17 protein-coding genes are annotated in these 16386 nt (G+C 72.1%); 7 read left to right on the top strand and 10 right to left on the bottom strand.

The features are described from left to right. Positions 1–3: 3 nt before the first annotated feature. Both CR165_RS17920 and CR165_RS17915 read right to left on the bottom strand, forming a co-directional pair. A complete protein-coding gene (locus CR165_RS17920) occupies positions 4–1440 on the bottom strand; it encodes an NAD(P)-dependent oxidoreductase (RefSeq protein ID WP_109518306.1) in 1437 nt (478 codons plus the stop codon). Between the two features lie 237 nt (positions 1441–1677). Further along, a complete protein-coding gene (locus CR165_RS17915) occupies positions 1678–2628 on the bottom strand; it encodes a complex I NDUFA9 subunit family protein (RefSeq protein WP_109518305.1) in 951 nt (316 codons plus the stop codon). Between the two features lie 202 nt (positions 2629–2830). Here CR165_RS17915 and CR165_RS17910 point away from each other — a divergent pair, with 202 nt between their 5' ends. After that, positions 2831–3394, top strand: coding sequence for a DUF1013 domain-containing protein (locus CR165_RS17910; RefSeq protein WP_109518304.1), 564 nt, complete (start codon positions 2831–2833; stop codon positions 3392–3394). Positions 3395–3484: 90 nt separating this feature from the next. On the opposite strand, the gene CR165_RS17905 is transcribed toward CR165_RS17910, so the two are convergent. Both CR165_RS17905 and CR165_RS17900 read right to left on the bottom strand, forming a co-directional pair. Then, entirely contained in the window at positions 3485–3736 is a 252-nt protein-coding gene (locus tag CR165_RS17905; RefSeq protein ID WP_109518303.1) for a DUF3126 family protein, read from the bottom strand. Positions 3737–3902: 166 nt separating this feature from the next. Beyond that, entirely contained in the window at positions 3903–4073 is a 171-nt protein-coding gene (locus CR165_RS17900) for a YdcH family protein (RefSeq protein WP_109518302.1), read from the bottom strand. 227 nt (positions 4074–4300) lie between these two features. On the opposite strand from CR165_RS17900, the gene CR165_RS17895 reads away from it, so the two are divergent. Both CR165_RS17895 and CR165_RS17890 read left to right on the top strand, forming a co-directional pair. Further along, on the top strand, positions 4301–4501 hold the full coding sequence (locus CR165_RS17895; protein WP_109518332.1) for a YdcH family protein: 201 nt from the start codon (positions 4301–4303) through the stop codon (positions 4499–4501). A gap of 161 nt (positions 4502–4662) precedes the next feature. Further along, positions 4663–5172 (top strand): hypothetical protein, encoded by a 510-nt coding sequence (locus tag CR165_RS17890; protein WP_109518331.1) that lies wholly within the window; start codon positions 4663–4665, stop codon positions 5170–5172. 145 nt (positions 5173–5317) lie between these two features. On the opposite strand, the gene CR165_RS17885 is transcribed toward CR165_RS17890, so the two are convergent. The 5 genes from CR165_RS17885 to def all read right to left on the bottom strand — a co-directional run bounded on the left by CR165_RS17885 (position 5318) and on the right by def (position 9484). Then, positions 5318–6433 (bottom strand): OmpA family protein, encoded by a 1116-nt coding sequence (locus tag CR165_RS17885; RefSeq protein WP_109518301.1) that lies wholly within the window; start codon positions 6431–6433, stop codon positions 5318–5320. 177 nt (positions 6434–6610) lie between these two features. Beyond that, the gene (locus CR165_RS17880; RefSeq protein WP_109518300.1) at positions 6611–7744 is read right to left on the bottom strand and encodes a 5-(carboxyamino)imidazole ribonucleotide synthase; all 1134 of its coding nucleotides are present in this window, start codon (positions 7742–7744) and stop codon (positions 6611–6613) included. Further along, positions 7741–8196, bottom strand: a complete 456-nt coding sequence (gene purE / locus CR165_RS17875; protein ID WP_109518330.1) for a 5-(carboxyamino)imidazole ribonucleotide mutase — start codon at positions 8194–8196, stop codon at positions 7741–7743. Before purE ends, CR165_RS17880 begins: the two co-directional genes overlap by 4 nt. A gap of 173 nt (positions 8197–8369) precedes the next feature. Then, positions 8370–8951: a COQ9 family protein gene (locus CR165_RS17870; RefSeq protein ID WP_109518299.1), complete on the bottom strand. Its 582-nt coding sequence runs from the start codon at positions 8949–8951 to the stop codon at positions 8370–8372. After that, the gene (gene def / locus CR165_RS17865) at positions 8948–9484 is read right to left on the bottom strand and encodes a peptide deformylase (RefSeq protein ID WP_109518298.1); all 537 of its coding nucleotides are present in this window, start codon (positions 9482–9484) and stop codon (positions 8948–8950) included. The genes CR165_RS17870 and def overlap by 4 nt, the downstream gene beginning before the upstream one ends. Positions 9485–9692: 208 nt before the next feature. On the opposite strand from def, the gene rpsU reads away from it, so the two are divergent. The 4 genes from rpsU (at position 9693) to CR165_RS17845 (ending at position 14916) form a co-directional block, all read left to right on the top strand. Further along, positions 9693–9896: a 30S ribosomal protein S21 gene (gene rpsU / locus CR165_RS17860; RefSeq protein WP_007006360.1), complete on the top strand. Its 204-nt coding sequence runs from the start codon at positions 9693–9695 to the stop codon at positions 9894–9896. 284 nt (positions 9897–10180) lie between these two features. After that, the gene (locus CR165_RS17855; protein WP_245906557.1) at positions 10181–11260 is read left to right on the top strand and encodes an efflux RND transporter periplasmic adaptor subunit; all 1080 of its coding nucleotides are present in this window, start codon (positions 10181–10183) and stop codon (positions 11258–11260) included. A 13-nt stretch (positions 11261–11273) separates the two neighbouring features. Beyond that, positions 11274–14357 carry an efflux RND transporter permease subunit gene (locus CR165_RS17850; protein ID WP_109518296.1) on the top strand — a complete coding sequence of 1028 codons (3084 nt, stop codon included), beginning with the start codon at positions 11274–11276 and terminating at the stop codon, positions 14355–14357. An 85-nt stretch (positions 14358–14442) separates the two neighbouring features. Next, on the top strand, positions 14443–14916 hold the full coding sequence (locus CR165_RS17845) for a hypothetical protein (RefSeq protein WP_219929781.1): 474 nt from the start codon (positions 14443–14445) through the stop codon (positions 14914–14916). On the opposite strand, the gene CR165_RS17840 is transcribed toward CR165_RS17845, so the two are convergent. Further along, positions 14897–16318: an MFS transporter gene (locus CR165_RS17840; protein WP_245906555.1), complete on the bottom strand. Its 1422-nt coding sequence runs from the start codon at positions 16316–16318 to the stop codon at positions 14897–14899. The genes CR165_RS17845 and CR165_RS17840 overlap by 20 nt on opposite strands. Positions 16319–16386 lie beyond the last annotated feature (68 nt).

The raw sequence follows: 16386 nt of genomic DNA, 5'->3' as shown, positions 1-16386 counted from the left end.
CGCTCACTCCGCCGCCATCGCCGGCGCGCTCTTGGCCGCCACGTACTTCTCGATCTGGTCGGCCGCGTCGCGGCCGTCGCGGATGCCCCACACCACCAGGCTGGCGCCGCGCACGATGTCGCCGGCGGCGAAGACGCCCGGCAGGTTGGTCATCATGCTGCGGCGGTCCACCGTCAGCGTGCCCCAGCGGCTGACCGTCAGGCCGGGCTCGCCGAACAGGGTGGGCAGGTCCTCAGGGTCGAAGCCCAGCGCCTTGATGACGAGGTCGGCCGGCTCGGCGAAGGCGCTGCCGGGGATCGGCTCCACCTGCTGGCGGCCGGTGGCGTCGGGCAGGCCGAGATGCATCCGCACCGCGCGCACCGCCGAGACATGCCCCTCCCCCTCGAAGCCCTCCGGCGCGCAGAGCCAGGCGAAGCGCACGCCCTCCTCCTCGGCGTTGCTCACCTCGCGCATGGAGCCGGGCATGTTCGCCTTGTCGCGGCGGTAGAGGCAGGTGACGCTCTCGGCACCCTGGCGGATGGCGGTGCGGACGCAATCCATCGCCGTGTCGCCACCGCCGATCACCACCACCTTCTTGCCGGCCGCGTTCAGCGCGCCGCTCTCGAAGTCCGGCACGGCATCGCCAAGGCCCTGGCGGTTGGAGGCGGTCAGGTAATCGAGCGCCGGCACGATGCCGCCCAAATTGGCGCCGGGACCGCCGATGTCGCGCGCCTTGTACACGCCGGTGGCGATCAGCACCGCATCGTGCTTCGCGCGCAGCTCCGCCAGGGTGATGTCGCGGCCGATCTGGCAGTTCAGCACGAACTCGATGCCGCCCTCCGCGTACTGCGCGTGGCGGCGCAGCACGACCTCCTTCTCCAGCTTGAAGTTGGGGATGCCGTAGATCATCAGCCCGCCGACGCGGTCGTAGCGGTCATAGACCGTGACCTGCCAGCCGCGCCGCCGCAGCCGCTCGGCCGCCGCCAGCCCGGCCGGGCCGGCGCCGACGATGCCGACGGAATGCGCCACCTCGCGCGTGGGCGTCGGCGGCTTCACCCAGCCCTGCTCCCAGGCGGTGTCGGTGATGTACTTCTCCACCGCGCCGATGGTGACGCTGTCGAAGCCCTTCTCGATGACGCAGTTGCCCTCGCAGAGACGGTCCTGCGGGCAGACGCGGCCGCAGATCTCGGGGAAGGTGTTGGTGGCGGCGTTCACCTCGTAGGCTTCCTCCAGCCGCCCCTCGGCCGTCAGCTTCAGCCAGTCCGGGATGTGCTGGTTCAGCGGGCAGTGGATGGAGCAGAAGGGCACGCCGCACTGGCTGCAACGGCTGGCCTGGGCGCTGGCGCGCTCGGCGCTGAAGCGCTGGTAGATCTCGCCGAAATCCTGCCGTCGTGCCTCGGCCGAGCGCTTGTCCGGCGTCTGTTGCGAAAGGCGGACGAATTGCAGCATGCGCTCGGCCATGGGCACGGGTCCTTCGGCAGGCAGGTCGGACTAGGGACCGAAGGCGCTCGCCGCCACGGCGCAGGGGCGCCGGGCGGGGCTTTCACCCCGGCCGACGCAGCTTTGCCATAGTCAGGGGCCATGCGCGAGTCCTATTCGCGCCGAAGAGTCAGCAATGCTTACCTTTAAAATAGCCCGAGTATCGGAAAAGGCCGGGTCACGAGAAACCGTTCCGGCCGATAGGTCCGATTCGGTCCATCAGGAGGGGATGACCGACCGCCGCCCCCCGCCGGGCCGGAAGCGCGCCAGATAGCCCGGCACCACCGCCTCCATCGCCTGCGGCACGATGCCGAGCGCCTCCAGCCCTTCGGCCCCGGGCGAGACGACATTGTCGCGGCGCAGCTGGGCGAGCTGGTCGCGCGTCAGCGGCGGGCTGGGCAGGAACTCGCCCAGCCGCGCCTGCAGCCGCACCAGCCCGTCCGGCAGGGCGACGAGGCGCTTCGGCCGGCCCGTCACCTCCAGCACATAGCCCATCAGCTCGCGGAAGCTCGCGACGCGCGGCCCGCCCAGCTCATAGGTGCGGCCCGCCGCCTCCGGCCGGCGCGTGGCGGCGAGGATGGCCTCCGCCACATCGCCCACATAGACGGGCTGGAACTTCGTGGCGCCGCAGACCACCGGCATGAAGGGCAGCAGCTGCGCCATATTGGCGAAGCGGTTGAAGAACTGGTCCTCGGGCCCGAAGATGATGGAGGGCCGCAGGATCACGGCGCGGGGGAAGGCCGTGCGCAGCGCCGCCTCGCCCGCCGCCTTGCTGCGGGCATAGGCGCTTTCGCTGTTCGGGTCGGCGCCGATGGCGGAAACATGCACCACATGCTCCACCCCCGCCGCCGCGGCGGCGCGGCCGATGCGGCCCGGCAGCTCGCCCTGCAGGCGCTGGAAGTCGCCGCGCCGCTTCTCGGCCAGGATGCCGATCAGGTTGACGACCAGCGTGGCCCCTTCCACCGCCCGCGCCAGCGCCGCGTCCGAGCGCAGGTCGGTGGCCCAGGGCACCACCTGGGCCAGCCGGCCCTGCGTCATCATCGGCCGCACCGCCTCCGGGTTGCGGGTGATCACCCGCACCTCGTAATCCTGCCGCGCCAGGCGCGGAACCAGGTGCCGGCCGATGAAGCCCGCCCCGCCGAACACCACCGCAAGACGTCGTTTGGTCATGCCCTGAACTCCAGCTCGTCCTCTGCATGGACGATATGGGGCGGCCCGGGCAGCGCCAAGCATGCGGTGCCGGCCACATTCTCGCCAAGCGTTCAGGCCGGCCGATGCGCTCGGGCTTTGACCCTCTCCCTCCCCCTCTCTATATGCAACGGCATCCGGGGCGTGGCCGCGCGACCCGCCCGACAGACTTGTAAGGTTTCCGATGACCCTGCCGCTGATGCCGAAGGCCACCGCTGTGTGGCTCATCGAGAAGACGTCCCTGAGCTTCGAGCAGATCGCCGACTTCGTCGGCATGCATCCGCTGGAAGTGCAGGCGATCGCCGATGGCGAGGTCGCGCAGGGCATTGTCGGCTACGACCCGGTGCAGAACAGCCAGCTGCGGCGCGAGGAGATCGCCCGCTGCGAGGCCGACCCGAATGCCCGGCTGCGGCTGATGGAGACCGCCAGCCCGGTGCCGAAGAGCCGCGGCAAGGGCGCGCGCTACACCCCCGTCTCCAAGCGCAACGACCGGCCGGACGCCATCGCCTTCCTGCTGCGCAACTTCCCGCAGCTCTCCGAGGCGCAGATCGGCAAGCTGCTCGGCACCACCAAGGACACCATCGCCAAGGTGCGCGACCGCACCCACTGGAACAGCGCCAACATCAAGCCGCGCGACCCGGTGATCCTCGGCCTGTGCAGCCAGTCCGACCTGAACGCGGCGGTGCTGGCGGCGGGCGGCAACCCGGCCGCGCCGGCGGCGCTGGGCGAGGACGAGGACGCCGCCTGATCCCCGGCGGCGGGCGGGGCCATGCCCCATCGCCGCCCTCCTGCCACGCCCTCCGCGCCTGGCACGGCCCTGCCGGGCCGGCTCCGCGCCTCAGGCGCGGCGGCGCGGCGGCGCCTTGTCCGCCTTCGGCGCGGGCGGCAGGTCTTCCTCCAGGATGGTCAGGTGGAGGGAATAGGAGATTTCCCCATCCTCGGTATCGCGATGCAGCGTGCCGATGACCTCGTCCTCCACCGCCACCTCGACGGACAGGCCGGGCCTGGCCGGGCGCAGGATGTTGATGCGCTCCGTGCCGAAGAGGCGACGCAGATAGGTCTGCACCCGCGTGATGTCCGAGGCTTCCATGCCGTGCAACGTGCTCCTTGTGGGGGTCGCGGGCTTATAGGCCCTGGTTGTCCCCTTTACCTAGGGCCCGGAACACGGATTGCGAGCCGAAGCGTCACGGAGCCGACATACGAAATGCCCCCGTGGCATCACGGCCACGGGGGCACCCTTTCGCCAAACGCCGTGGTCAGCGGCCGGCGCTCAGCCTGTGCATCTCTTCCTTGAGACGGAGTTTGGCCCTTTTCAGGCGCGAGAGCGCCCCCGGATCGGGCTGCGGGCGATTTCCCTCCTCGGCGATCTGCCGTTCGAGCGTGGCGTGACGCTCCTGCAGGCTGCGCAGGCGGGGCTGTTGCATCATCGGCGCGCTATCCTCCAGTCAGGGTTGACCCGGGAAGCCTGGAACCGGCGACGATCGGGCCGCCGGTGGGCCCCCGAGGCGTGGGCTTCGCTGTCCCGGTCTCTTCGCGACCCTGCCATGACCCTGGCAGCCCCGGCGACCGATAGACCATGCTGGGCGACCACGCCCGGACATGATATGGCGCTTTCCCACCCAGATGCGACTCAAACCGACAACCCATGAGGCTCATCCTGGCCGACCGTGAAAGCCTGCTCCGCCGCCTGCACGAGCTCCGCAGCGAGCATCGTGACCTGGACACCGTGATCGCGCGCCTGGAGACCTCCCTTCTGGACCAGCTTCAGCTTCAGCGGCTGAAGAAGCGCAAGCTCAAGCTGAAGGACGAGATCGCCTGGCTGGAAAGCCGGCTGGTGCCCGATATCATCGCCTGAGCCCCGCGCGCCTGGGGCGCGCCTCATCCGGCATCTTCAAGCCTGGCCGGAAGCGGTTGTGAACAAACCGCTTTGCCCTATCGCGCCCGATCCCGCTTCTGATATGATCCCGTAACGGGGCCACCGCCCCGACCAGCTTCGGGATGGGGGTCCCGGCCGCGATGACGAAAATCCGCACGATCCTGGCCGGCGCCCTGGCGCTGGCTGTCAGCTCGCCCCTGGCGGCGCAGACCTGCCTGCAGCCGGCGGAGCAGACCGCCTTCTCGGTGCGGGCGCTGCAGAGCCAGTTGATGGTGGTGGCGCTCTCCTGCGGGCAGCACGACCATTACAACGCCTTCGTGACCCGCAACCAGCGTGAGCTGGGCCAGGCCTACCGGCAGGTGGCGGCGCATTTCCGGCGCGTGCATGGCGCGGGCGGCCAGCGCCAGCTCGACCAGTTCATCACCACCCTGGCCAATGCCCAGTCGCAGGAAGGCATCCGCCAGGGCTCGCATTTCTGCCAGAACGCGGCGCCGCTCTTCCAGCAGGCGCTGGCGGCGAAGCCCGACCTGGCCGGGCTGGCGGCGCTCTCCAGCGGCCAGGCCGTGCCCAACCCCTACAGCCCGGCTGCCTGCCCGGTGCGCACGGCCCAGGCGCCGCGCCAGACCCAGGTCGCCGCCGCAACGCGCTGAGTCCCGCCCGGGTATCGGAGACAGAAAAAGGCGCTGCCAGCCGGCAGCGCCTTTTTCATGCCCGGGCGCGGAAGCGCCGGGCGAACGAAAAAGGGGGCGCCTCGCGGCGCCCCCCTCTCGTTCCGTGCGGAACCGTTCTGCGGGATTAGCGCAGGACGATCTCGACGCGGCGGTTCTGCGGCTCGCGCACGCCGTCGGCCGTCGGGACCAGCGGGCGGCTCTCGCCGAACGCCTGGACCGTGATGGCGGAGCGGGCAACACCCAGGCGGACCAGCTCGGCGGCGACCGCGTCGGCGCGGCGCTGCGAGAGGCGCTGGTTGTACTGCGGCGAGCCCGAGCGGTCGGCGTGGCCGGCCACTTCGATGCGGGTCGCCTGCACGCGGCTGCTGTTCTGGGCGGCCTCGGCGATGATCTGGCGGGCGCGGTCCGTCAGGTCGGCGCGGTCGAAGTCGAAGAACACCAGGTAGGTGCGGGCCGGAGCCGGGGCAGCGGCGGGCGCGGGGGCCACGACCGGCACGGGCGCGGCCGGCACCGGCTGGTTGAAGGCGTAGCGCAGGCCGATGAAGGCGGAGTGGTTGTAGTTGTCCACCTCGACCTTGGTGCGGGTCGCGGCGCCGGTCACCGAGCGGGACACCGCAGTGAACTCGGGCTGCAGCGTGCCGAGGAAGCGGTACTCGGCGGTGATCGCCAGGCCGGGGACGGCGGCGATCGGGAAGGCGGCGCCGACGATGCCCTGGAAGGCGAAGGTGCCTTCCTCGTCGTCGATCGTCACGCTGTTCAGCGCGGCGTTGCCGGCGTTGCCGCGGCTACGGACGGTGTCGTAGTCGTGCCACACATAACCGGCGCCAGCGCCGATGTAGGGGACGATCGGCAGGCCCAGGTTGAAGTCGTACAGGGCGTTCGCCATCACGCCGTAGCTACGGGCCGTGCCGCCGATGCCCGGCAGCGGGCCGGCATTGGTGGACAGCGACGAGACGTCGTTCTCGCGGTAGTTGCCCTCGATCTCGGCGCGGACGCCGTTGCCGAAGCCGTAGCCCAGGCTGACGACACCGCCGAAGCCGTTGTCGAACTCGCCGTCGAGCTTGCGCGAGGGGCCACGGGCCGTGCCCAGGACGCCGCCGCCGGAGACGGAAATGTCCGAATCCTGCAGGTAGTTATAGCCAGCGCCAGCGCCGACATACACGCCCGTGACAGGCTGCGCCTGAGCCGCGAGCGGCAGCGCCAGAACGGTCGCGGCCAGAAGCGCCTTCTTGAGGCTCATTAGAATTCTCCTCGATCCACCAGAGGCATGCTCGCTGCGCTCATCCGCGAAGGTCATCCCTCGAGTCCGGCGCCGCGTGTGACTTCAATTAGCACTACCTTCGCCGGTGTGCAGCACAGGCTCCGGAGTTTCCGCCACGCTGTGGCAGCGGCGCCACAGGCGGGGTGGGCATTTTGGTCACAGGTCCGAGAGCAGCGCCGCGTCTCCGGCCGTCTCAAGGCTTCCCAGGGGGAAAATCCGGTTCGCATGGCCCATTTTGCGGCCCTCGCGCGCCGCGGCCTTGCCGTAGAGATGCACGGAAATGTCGGGGCTGCCCTGCAACAGCGGCAGCTTCGCCATGCCCTCCGGGCCCACGAGGTTGCGCATCACCGCGTCCGAATGGCGGCGCGGGCTGCCCAGCGGCAGGCCGACCACGGCGCGCATGTGCTGGTGGAACTGGCTGGCCTGGCAGGCATCCATCGTCCAGTGGCCGGAATTGTGCGGGCGCGGGGCGATCTCGTTGCCCAGCAGCCGGCCATCCGCCAGCAGGAAGAACTCCACCGCCAGCACGCCCACGAGTTCCAGCGCCGCCGCCACACGCGCCGCGTGCGTCCGGGCCGAATCGGCCACAGCCTGCGGGATGCGCGCCGGGGCGAAGGACAGGTCCAGGATGTGGTGGTGGTGGCGGTTCTCCACCGCGTCATAGACCGCCGTGGCGCCGTCCGCGCCGCGCGCGGCCACCGCCGAGATCTCCTGCGTGAAAGGCACGAAGGCTTCCAGGATCAGCGGCTTCGGCTCCAGCCGGGCGAAGGCGGCCGCGGCCTCCTCCGGCGCGCGGATCACCGCCTGGCCGCGCCCGTCATAGCCGAGGCGGGTGGTCTTCAGCACCGCCGGCAGGCCGATCTCGCCGATCGCCGCCTCCAGCTCCGCCAGGCTGTGCACGGCGCGCCAGGGCGCCACGGGCACGCCCGCCTCGCCGAAGAACGCCTTCTCCTGCAGCCGGTCCTGGCAGACGGCCAGCGCCTTGCGCCCGGGGCGGCAGGGCACCAGCGGCTCCAGGATCTCCAGCGTGCGGGCGGGGACGTTCTCGAACTCGAAGGTGACGACGTCGACGGCGGCGGCGAAGGCGGCCAGCGCCTGCGGGTCCTCGTAGCCGGCGACGGTGCGGGCGGCGGCCACCTGCATCCCCGGGCTGTCCGCGTCCGGCGCGTAGATGTGGCAGCGATAGCCCAGCTCGGCGGCGGCCAGGGCCGACATGCGGCCGAGCTGGCCGCCGCCCAGGATGCCGATGGTGCTGTTGGGCGGCAGCGGGAAGCCGGGCTTCGGGCTCATGCCGGCTCCTCCGCCACGGCGGCGGTCTGCTCGGCGCGGAAGGCGTCGAGCCGCGCGGCCAGGGCCGCGTCGGTGGTGGCCAGCATGGCGGCGGCCAGCAGCGCCGCGTTCACCGCCCCCGCCCGGCCGATGGCCAGCGTGCCCACCGGGATGCCGGCGGGCATCTGGACGATGGAGAGGAGGCTGTCCATGCCCTTCAGCGCGTGGCTCTCGACCGGCACGCCGAGCACCGGCAGGCGGGTCATCGCTGCCGCCATGCCGGGCAGGTGGGCGGCGCCGCCCGCGCCGGCGATGATGGCGCGCAGGCCCCGTCCGGCGGCGCCGGTGGCATAGTCATAGAGCCGCTGCGGCGTGCGGTGGGCGGAGACCACCCGCGTCTCGTGCGCGATGCCGAGCCGGCCGAGCGTCTCCGCCGCGTGGCGCATCGTCTCCCAGTCCGAACGGCTGCCCATGATGATGCCGACCAGCGGCGCGGGAGGAGATTGGGTCACGGGAGGGGATCCTGCGGCAGTAGAGACCAGGCGCCGGGCTGTGCCGCGACAGGGGCGGAATGTCCATCGCAAAACGCGAATCCGCCCCCCGGCAGGCCGGGCGGGAGTCCCGCCCGGCCTGCCCTTCCGCCGGCTCAGGCGGCGCGGCGGGGGCGGTTGAGGCGGGCCACCTCCGCCAGCCGGCGGTCGAGGAAGGCGAGCGTGGCGTGCCGCTCCGGGTCCGGGTCCTGCAGCCAGTAGGCCAGGGTGGCGGCATAGACGCCGGCCAGCGTCGCGCGTCGGGTATAGAAGGAGATGTCGGCCGAGGCGTCGCCGGCGGCGAGCCACATGGCGTCCACCGTGCGGGCGGTGGCGCGGGCGGCGGCGGGGGCGTTCCAGGGCAGCGCCAGCAGCGCCACGGCGCGGCGCACCGCCTCCTTGTGCGGCGCCTGCCGCTCCAGCCGCAGCGCGACCAGCGCCCGGATGCGCTGCGAGACCCGCAGGGACTCGATGCCCCGCGTGGCGGCCTCCTCGGCCATGCCGCGGTCGGCGAGGTCGGCCCAGGCTTCCACCATCCCCACCGGGCCGCGCGGGAACAGCCAGGCGGCGGCATCGGGGTTGCCGCCCGTGGCGGCGAGGCCGGCCCGCAGGGCGGCCCGGCTCCAGCCCAGCCGGGGCACATGCGGCAGCATGGCCTGCAGGGCCTCGTCGCGCTCGGCGCTGCGCTCCAGGCTCATCGGGCGGCCACTCCCTCGGCGCGGGCGGCGGCGCTGTGCTGCGCCACGGCGGCCCGGCTCAGCTCGTCGGTGAAGCCGAACAGGCCGAGGTCGCTCATGCGCATCGGGTAGAGCACGCCGTTCAGGTGGTCGTATTCGTGCTGCATCACGCGGGCGAGCAGGCCCTCCGCCTCGCCCTCCACCGAGTCGCCCTCGATGTCGAGGCCGCGGAAGGCGATGCGCGCGGCGCGCTCCACATTGCCGCGCAGGCCGGGGATGGAGAGGCAGCCCTCCCAGCCGCGCTGGTCCGGCGGCGTCAGCAGCTCGATCTCCGGGTTGATCAGCGCGGCCACGCTGTCGCCGTTGCGCCAGACAAAAATGCGTGACGGAACATGCACCTGCGGCGCCGCCAGGCCCAGGCCGCCGGCATCGAGCATGGTCTCGGCCATGTCCTGCACCAGCCGCCGCACCTCGGAGCTGGTTGGGTCGGCCACCGGCTCGGCGGCGCGGAGCAGCACAGGGTGGCCCATGCGGGCGATTTTCAGGATGGCCATGCGCGGTCTCCGTTGCGGGAGTCCTAGAATTGGGAGGCAGGGGCGCGGCGGGAAGGGCTTTCAATCTGCGCGCGGCCCGTGCTAAACGCCGCGGACCTTGCAGGAAGGCACGGGCGCGGTTGGCCCGTCGCTTCGTGCTTTTCGTTTTCACACAACCTGGTTTGCCCAGAGAGCTGACCAGGCCTGCTCATAGAGGATACCGCACAGCGTGCAGGTCGTCGTTCGGGACAACAATATCGATCAGGCCCTCAAGGCCCTCAAGAAGAAGCTGCAGCGCGAAGGCGTCTTCCGCGAGATGAAGCTGCGCCGCCACTACGAGAAGCCCTCCGAGCGCCGCGCCCGCGAGGCCGCCGAGGCTGTCCGCCGCGCCCGCAAGGTCGAGCGCAAGCGGCTGGAGCGCGAGGGCTTCTGAGCCCCCTGCCCTGGCGGGCGTCCCTCCCCTCGGGAGGACGGGCTGGCCAGGGACCGGTTTCAAGGCGGCATGCCCCGCGCATCCGCCGCCTTCCTGAACGGCGACAACCCGCCCGGCCCCTGGCCTGGCGGGTTTCGTCGTCTGGATGCAAATTTTTGTTGCGCCGTGTAACGGATGCTTTGCGGCGGTGCGCAACGGCCCTACCGTCCCGGTCCATGCAGTCACCGCGTTCGCTTTTCCCCCTGCTGGCGGGCGCGTTCAGCGCCGGGCTGGCAATTCTCGCCATGCCCGCGCCGCTCCATGCCCAGGCGCCGGCAGGGCCTCCCGCCATTCCCGTCGTGGTCAGCGCCGCCGAGCGCGGCCCTGTGCCGCTGGAGATCACCGCCAACGGCAATGTGGTGGCCGAGGCCACGGTCTCCGTCCGCAGCCGGGTGGACGGGCAGATCCAGAAGCTGCACGTGCAGGAAGGCCAGCGCGTCGAGCGGGGTCAGGTGCTGTTCACCCTCGATTCCCGCATGGCCCAGGCGCTGCTCGCCCAGCAGGAGGCGCAGCTGGCGCGCGACAAGGCGCTGGCGCTGCGCGCCCGCTCGGACGCCACGCGCTACACCGCGTTGCGCGGCGAGGGCTTCGCCGCCGCCCAGCGCTACGAGCAGGCGCAGGCCGACGCCGCCGCGGCGGAGGCCAATGTGAAGGCCGGCGAGGCGCTGATCTCACAGACCCGGCTGACGCTGGACTACGCCACCATCCGCGCCGAGCTGGATGGCCGCCTCGGCGCCCTGCCCATCACCGAGGGCAATCTGGTGCGCGCGGGCGAGAGCACGCCGCTCGCCACCATCACCCAGACCGACCCGATCCAGGTGCAGTTCTCCGTGCCGGAGCGCTGGCTGCCCGAGATCAAGGAGGCGATGCGCCAGGGCGAGCCGCCCGTCACCGCCCACCCGCCGGGGGACCGCCACCCGCCGGTGCGCGGCAGCCTCGTCTTCGTCGACAGCCAGGTGGACACCACCTCCGGCACGGTGCAGCTCAAGGCCCGCTTCCCCAACCCCGACAACGCGCTGTGGCCGGGGCAGTACGTCAACGTGGTGCTGGTGCCGCGGGTGGAGCCGGACGCGCTGAGCGTGCCCGTGCAGGCCGTGCAGACCGGCAGCGAGGGCAGCCGCTACGTCTATGTGGTGGATGCCGAGAGCCGCGCCCGCCGCCGCGCCGTGACGATGCGCCGCGTGGTGGGCGGCCGCGCCGTGCTGGAGGCCGAGATCGCCGCCGGCGACAAGGTGGTGATCGAGGGCACGCAGCTCCTCTCCGACGGCGCCCGCGTGGCCGAGCGCCCCGGCCGCGCCACCCCGCCCCGCCCCCCGCAGAGCTGAAGGCGCCGCCGCGATGCACCTCTCCGAGCTTTGCATCCGCCGCCCGGTGATGACCGGGCTGCTGGCCGTGGCGGCGATCATCGCCGGCATCGTGGCCTATCTTCAGCTGCCCGTGGCGGCCGTGCCACGGGTCGATTTCCCCGTCATCTCGGTCAGCGCCAGCCTGCCCGGCGCCAGCCCGGAGACGATGGCCAACTCGGTGGCGCTGCCGCTGGAGCGCGAATTCTCCACCATCGCCGGCATCGACCAGATGTCCTCCACCAGCGGCCAGGGCACCACCCAGATCACGCTGCAATTCGTGCTCGGCCGCGACATCGACGCGGCGGCGCTCGACGTGCAGTCCGCCCTCTCCCGCGCCCAGCGGCGCCTGCCGGCGGAGATGACGACGCCGCCCAGCTTCCGCAAATCCAACCCGGCCGACGCGCCGGTGGTGCTGCTGAACCTGCGCGGCGGCGACGTGCCGCTCTACCGACTGAACGAGGTGGCGGCGGTGCTGATCTCCCCCGCCCTCTCCCGCATCCCGGGCGTCGCGCAGGTCATCACCTATGGCGAGCAGAAATACGCCGTGCGGGTGCAGCTCGACCCGGACCGGGTGGCGGCGCTCGGCCTCGGCTTCGACGAGGCGCAGCGCGCCATCGCGGCGGCCAACTCCAACACCCCCGTCGGCACGCTGAACGGCCCGCGCCAGCAGCTCACGCTCCGCGCCAACGACCAGTTGCAGGACGCGCAGGAATTCGGCCGCCTCATCATCGGCGGCCGGCCCAACGCGCCGATCCGCGTGCAGGATGTCGCCACCGTGGTCGATGGGGTGGAGAACAACCGCATCGCCGCCTGGATGAACGGCACGCGCGGCCTGACGCTGGCCGTGCAGCGCCAGCCGGACGCCAACACGGTGGAGGTGGTCGATGGCGTGAAGGCGGCGCTGCCCGCCCTCCAGGCCGCACTGCCGCCGGGCGCCGAGATCACCGTGATGCTGGACCGCTCCGTCTCGATCCGCGACGCGGTGCACGACGTGCAGCACCACCTGATGATCGCCATCGGGCTGGTGGTGCTGGTCATCTTCCTGTTCCTGCGCAAGGTCAGCGCCACGCTGATCCCGGGCATCGCGGTGCCGATCTCGCTCGCCGGCACCTTCGGGCTGATGTACGCGCTGGGCTACGGCATCGACAACATCACCCTGCTCGGCCTGACGCTCGCCGTGGGGCTGGTGGTGGACGACGCCATCGTCATGCTGGAGGCCATCGTCCGGCACATGGAGGAGGGGATGAAGCCCTTCGCCGCCGCCATCCGCGGCGCGAAGGAGATCGGCTTCACCATCATCTCCATCACCCTCTCGCTGATCGCGGTGTTCATCCCGATCCTGCTGATGGGCGGCGTGGTGGGGCGAGTGTTCAACGCCTTCGCCGCCACGGTGTCGCTCGCCGTCATCGTCTCCTGCGTGGTCTCCCTCACGCTCACGCCGCTGATGGCCAGCCGCCTGCCCGCCCATGGCAAGCCCAGCCGCTTCGACGCCGCGCTGGAGCGCGGCTTCCAGGCGGTGGAGCGCGGCTATGGCTGGATGCTGGACAAGTCGCTGCGCTTCCGCCCGCTGGTCTGGCTGACCTTCCTGGCCTCGATCGGGCTGTCCGTCTGGCTGGCGGTGAGCATCCCCAAGGGCTTCTTCCCTGTGGAGGATACCGGCCTGCTCAGCGTCGGCACCGAGGGGCCGCAGGATGCCTCCTTCGACGACATGGCGACCCGGCAGGAGCGCGTGGCCGAGATCATCCGCGCCCATCCCTCGGTGGAGCGGGTGAACTCGATCGTCGGCATCGGCGGCAACAGCCAGGCGCTGAACCAGGGGCGCATGTTCGTGCAGCTCAAGCCACGCGCCGAGCGGGCGCCGATCGGCGCGCTGATCCAGGAGCTGCGCCGGCAGACGGGCGGCATCCCCGGCATGCGGGTCTACTTCAACCCGATCCAGAACCTGAACTTCGGCGCCCGCTCCTCCCGCACCCTCTACCAGTACACGCTGCAGGGGCTGCGCTCGGAGGAGCTGTACGACTGGTCCGAGCGCATGGCCACCGCGCTGCGCCGCCTGCCCGAGCTGCAGGACGTGAACACCGACCTGCAGATGGCCGCCCCCATCCTCTCGGTGAATGTGGACCGGGACCGCGCCGCGGCGCTCGGCGTCACGGTGGACCAGGTGCGGCAGGCGCTCTACTCGGCCTATGGCGCGCGGCAGATCAGCACCATCTTCGGCGCGTCGGACAGCTACTCGGTCATCCTGGAGGCGCTGCCGCGCGACCAGCAGGACGAGAGCGGCCTCTCCAAGATCTACCTCCGCAGCAGCAGCGGGCGGCTGGTGCCGCTGGCCGGCATCGCCCGCATCGAGCGGCGCGTGGGTCCGCTCACCGTGGCGCACCAGGGGCAGCTGCCCGCCGTCACCATCGGCTTCAACACGCCGCCGGGGGTGGCGCTGGGCCAGGCCACCCAGGCCATCGCCCAGGTGGAGCGGGAGCTTGGCCTGCCGCCCACCATCGTCACCGGCTATGCCGGCACGGCGCAGATCTTCCAGCAGGCGCTGGCGGGCCAGGGCATGCTGCTGCTGGCCGCCGTGCTCATCATGTACCTGGTGCTGGGCGTGCTCTACGAGTCGCTGGTGCACCCGCTCACCATCCTCTCCGGCCTGCCGCCGGCGGCGCTGGGGGCGCTGGCCACGCTGTGGTGGTTCGGGCTGGAGCTGTCCGTCATCGCGGTGATCGGCGTGCTGCTGCTGATCGGGCTGGTGAAGAAGAACGCCATCATGGTGGTGGACGTGGCGCTGGCCCGGCAGCGCGCCGGCGAGGACCCGCTGACCGCCGTGCGCGAGGCCAGCATCATCCGCTTCCGCCCGATCATGATGACGACGCTGGCGGCGGCGGCGGGCGCGCTGCCGATCGCCGCCGGCTGGGGCGCGGCGGCCGAGCTGCGCCAGCCGCTGGGCCTGGCCGTGGTGGGCGGCCTCGCCGTCTCGCAGGCGCTGACCCTGTTCGTGACGCCGGTGCTCTACCTCGCCTTCGAGGGGCTGGCGCGGCGCTTCAGCCGCGGCCCGGCCGGGGCGCACCAGCCGGCGGAATAGGGCCGCCGCATCCGCGGCGCCCGGCCGCGCGTTCATCCCCCGTGGCGGCCCGCCTCCTGGGCCGCGGAGCGGGAAAGGCGGCGGGATGATCCGGTGGATGGTGGCGGGGCTGCTCGGCGGCCTGGCCGGCGGCGTGGCGACGTCCGTGGCGATGAAGGGCGGCCGCCAGGCCGGCCTGCTGCACGATACGCTGGACCGGCGCGGCGAGGACTGGCTGGACCGCATGGCCGGCACCCGCCGGCGGCTGGGCGAGGCCGGCACGACGCTGCTGGAGCAATCCGGCCACGGCATGGCCTCGCTGGCCTTCGGCGCCGGCTACGGCGCCCTGCGCGCGCAGCTTCCGCACGGCTCCCCGGCCCTGCTCGGCACCGCCTACGGGGCCGGGCTCTACGCGGTGGGCATCGCCGGCATCGCGCCGCGCCTCGGCATCACCGAGGGCGAGCGGCGGGCCGGCCCCGCCCTGGCGGCGCAGCGGCTCGGCATGCATGTGCTGTTCGGCCTGGCCACCGCGCTGGTTGCCGAAGCGGCGCATGCGCGCCTCAGCGCCTCCGACCGCTGACGATCCCCTCCCCCGCGTCCCGGGGCAGGCTGACCGAGAGCGGCGCCGCCAGCAGGGTCAGCAGCGCGCCCACCAGGAAGGCCGCGGTGAAGTCCGGCATGGCGGCGGCGTCGCGCCCAGCGAAGGCCATGCTCACCTGCAACGAGGCGGAGGCCACCACCACGCCGAGCGCCAGCGGCAGCTGCTGCGCCGTGCTGTAGAGGCTGGTGGCGGCGGAGAGCTTCTCCTGCGGCACGTCGGCATAGGCCAGGGTGTTGAGGGTGGTGAAGTGCAGGCTGCGGAACAGCCCGCCCAGCAGCAGCACCACGAACACCGCCGCCATCGGCCAGCCGGGGCGGAAGGCGGCGCAGGCGGCGATGGTCAGCGCCGCGCAGACGGCGTTCCAAATCATCACGTTGCGGAAGCCGAAGCGGCGCAGCGCGAACTGCGCCATCGGCTTCATGGCGAAGGCGCCGAGGGCGGTGGCGAAGCTCACCATGCCGCTCTGCGCCGCGCTGGCGCCGAAGCCGAGCTGCAGCGTCAGCGGCACCAGGAAGGGCACGGCGCCGGCGCCGATGCGGAACACCAGCCCCGCCGTGTGCGGCGCGCGGAAGCTCGGGATGGCGAGCAGGCTGAAATCCAGCGCCGGGTTCGGCGTGCGCCGGCAGTGCCACACCGCCAGCGCCGAGAGCCCGAAGCCGGCGGCCAGCAGCACCTCCGGCACGCCGGGCGGCAGCAGGCCGCGGCCCAGCGTCTCGAAGGCGGCCATCAGCGCGGCGAGCGCCGTGCCCACCAGGGTCAGGCCGCGCAGGTCGGGCGGCGGCGGCAGGCTCGGCGGCAGGGCCGGAATGATGCGCCAGACCAGCAGCAGCCCCAGCATGCCGACGGGGATGTTGATCCAGAACACGGCGCGCCAGGAGATCAGGTCGGTGAGCAGCCCTCCCACCGGCGGCCCCAGCAGCGGCCCCAGCAGCCCCGGCATGGTCAGCCAGGTGGTGACGGAGAGCAGCTCCTCCTTGCGGATGCGGCGCAGCAGCAGCAGGCGCCCCACCGGCACCATCATGGCGCCGCCGAGGCCCTGCAGGGCGCGCGCCGCCACCATCTCGGCCAGGTTGTCCGCCAGGCCGCAGAAGGCGGAGGCCACGGTGAAGGTGGCGATGGCCGCCATGAACACCTGCTTGGCGCCGAACCGGTCCGCCACCCAGCCGCTGAGCGGGATGAACACCGTCAGCGCCACCAGATAGGTGGTGATGGCCACCCCCATGGTGACGGGCGGCTCGCCCAGCGAGCGCGCCATGGCCGGCAGGGCGGTGGCCACCACCGTGCCGTCGAGGTTCTGCATGAACAGGGCGCTGGCCACGATGGCGGCCATCACCCGCGGGTCGGGGATTTTCGATTCGGGAAGCTTCGTTTCGTCGGGCACGCGCCCAGGCTAGGACCGTCCCGCGCGCAGGGCCATGGGGGTTGGGGGCCGCGCTGCGCAGCCCTGCC

This window comes from Teichococcus aestuarii (assembly GCF_003116135.1).
GTDB classification, from domain to species: domain Bacteria; phylum Pseudomonadota; class Alphaproteobacteria; order Acetobacterales; family Acetobacteraceae; genus Pseudoroseomonas; species Pseudoroseomonas aestuarii.
The sequence above is the reverse complement of the archived record's forward strand: the minus strand, read 5'-3'. Positions and strand labels throughout refer to the sequence as shown.

Bases quoted from the DNA above. Each gene is read 5' to 3' on its own strand.
- CR165_RS17920 (WP_109518306.1), bottom strand. From the start codon at position 1,440: ATGGCCGAGCGCATGCTGCAATTCGTCCGCCTTTCGCAACAGACGCCG.
- CR165_RS17885 (WP_109518301.1), bottom strand. From the start codon at position 6,433: ATGAGCCTCAAGAAGGCGCTTCTGGCCGCGACCGTTCTGGCGCTGCCG.
- CR165_RS17850 (WP_109518296.1), top strand. From the start codon at position 11,274: ATGCACCTCTCCGAGCTTTGCATCCGCCGCCCGGTGATGACCGGGCTG.
- CR165_RS17890 (WP_109518331.1), top strand. From the start codon at position 4,663: ATGACGAAAATCCGCACGATCCTGGCCGGCGCCCTGGCGCTGGCTGTC.
- CR165_RS17870 (WP_109518299.1), bottom strand. From the start codon at position 8,951: ATGAGCCTGGAGCGCAGCGCCGAGCGCGACGAGGCCCTGCAGGCCATG.
- CR165_RS17880 (WP_109518300.1), bottom strand. From the start codon at position 7,744: ATGAGCCCGAAGCCCGGCTTCCCGCTGCCGCCCAACAGCACCATCGGC.
- CR165_RS17910 (WP_109518304.1), top strand. From the start codon at position 2,831: ATGACCCTGCCGCTGATGCCGAAGGCCACCGCTGTGTGGCTCATCGAG.
- def (WP_109518298.1), bottom strand. From the start codon at position 9,484: ATGGCCATCCTGAAAATCGCCCGCATGGGCCACCCTGTGCTGCTCCGC.
- CR165_RS17900 (WP_109518302.1), bottom strand. From the start codon at position 4,073: ATGATGCAACAGCCCCGCCTGCGCAGCCTGCAGGAGCGTCACGCCACG.
- purE (WP_109518330.1), bottom strand. From the start codon at position 8,196: ATGGGCAGCCGTTCGGACTGGGAGACGATGCGCCACGCGGCGGAGACG.
- CR165_RS17905 (WP_109518303.1), bottom strand. From the start codon at position 3,736: ATGGAAGCCTCGGACATCACGCGGGTGCAGACCTATCTGCGTCGCCTC.
- CR165_RS17845 (WP_219929781.1), top strand. From the start codon at position 14,443: ATGATCCGGTGGATGGTGGCGGGGCTGCTCGGCGGCCTGGCCGGCGGC.
- CR165_RS17855 (WP_245906557.1), top strand. From the start codon at position 10,181: ATGCCCGCGCCGCTCCATGCCCAGGCGCCGGCAGGGCCTCCCGCCATT.
- CR165_RS17915 (WP_109518305.1), bottom strand. From the start codon at position 2,628: ATGACCAAACGACGTCTTGCGGTGGTGTTCGGCGGGGCGGGCTTCATC.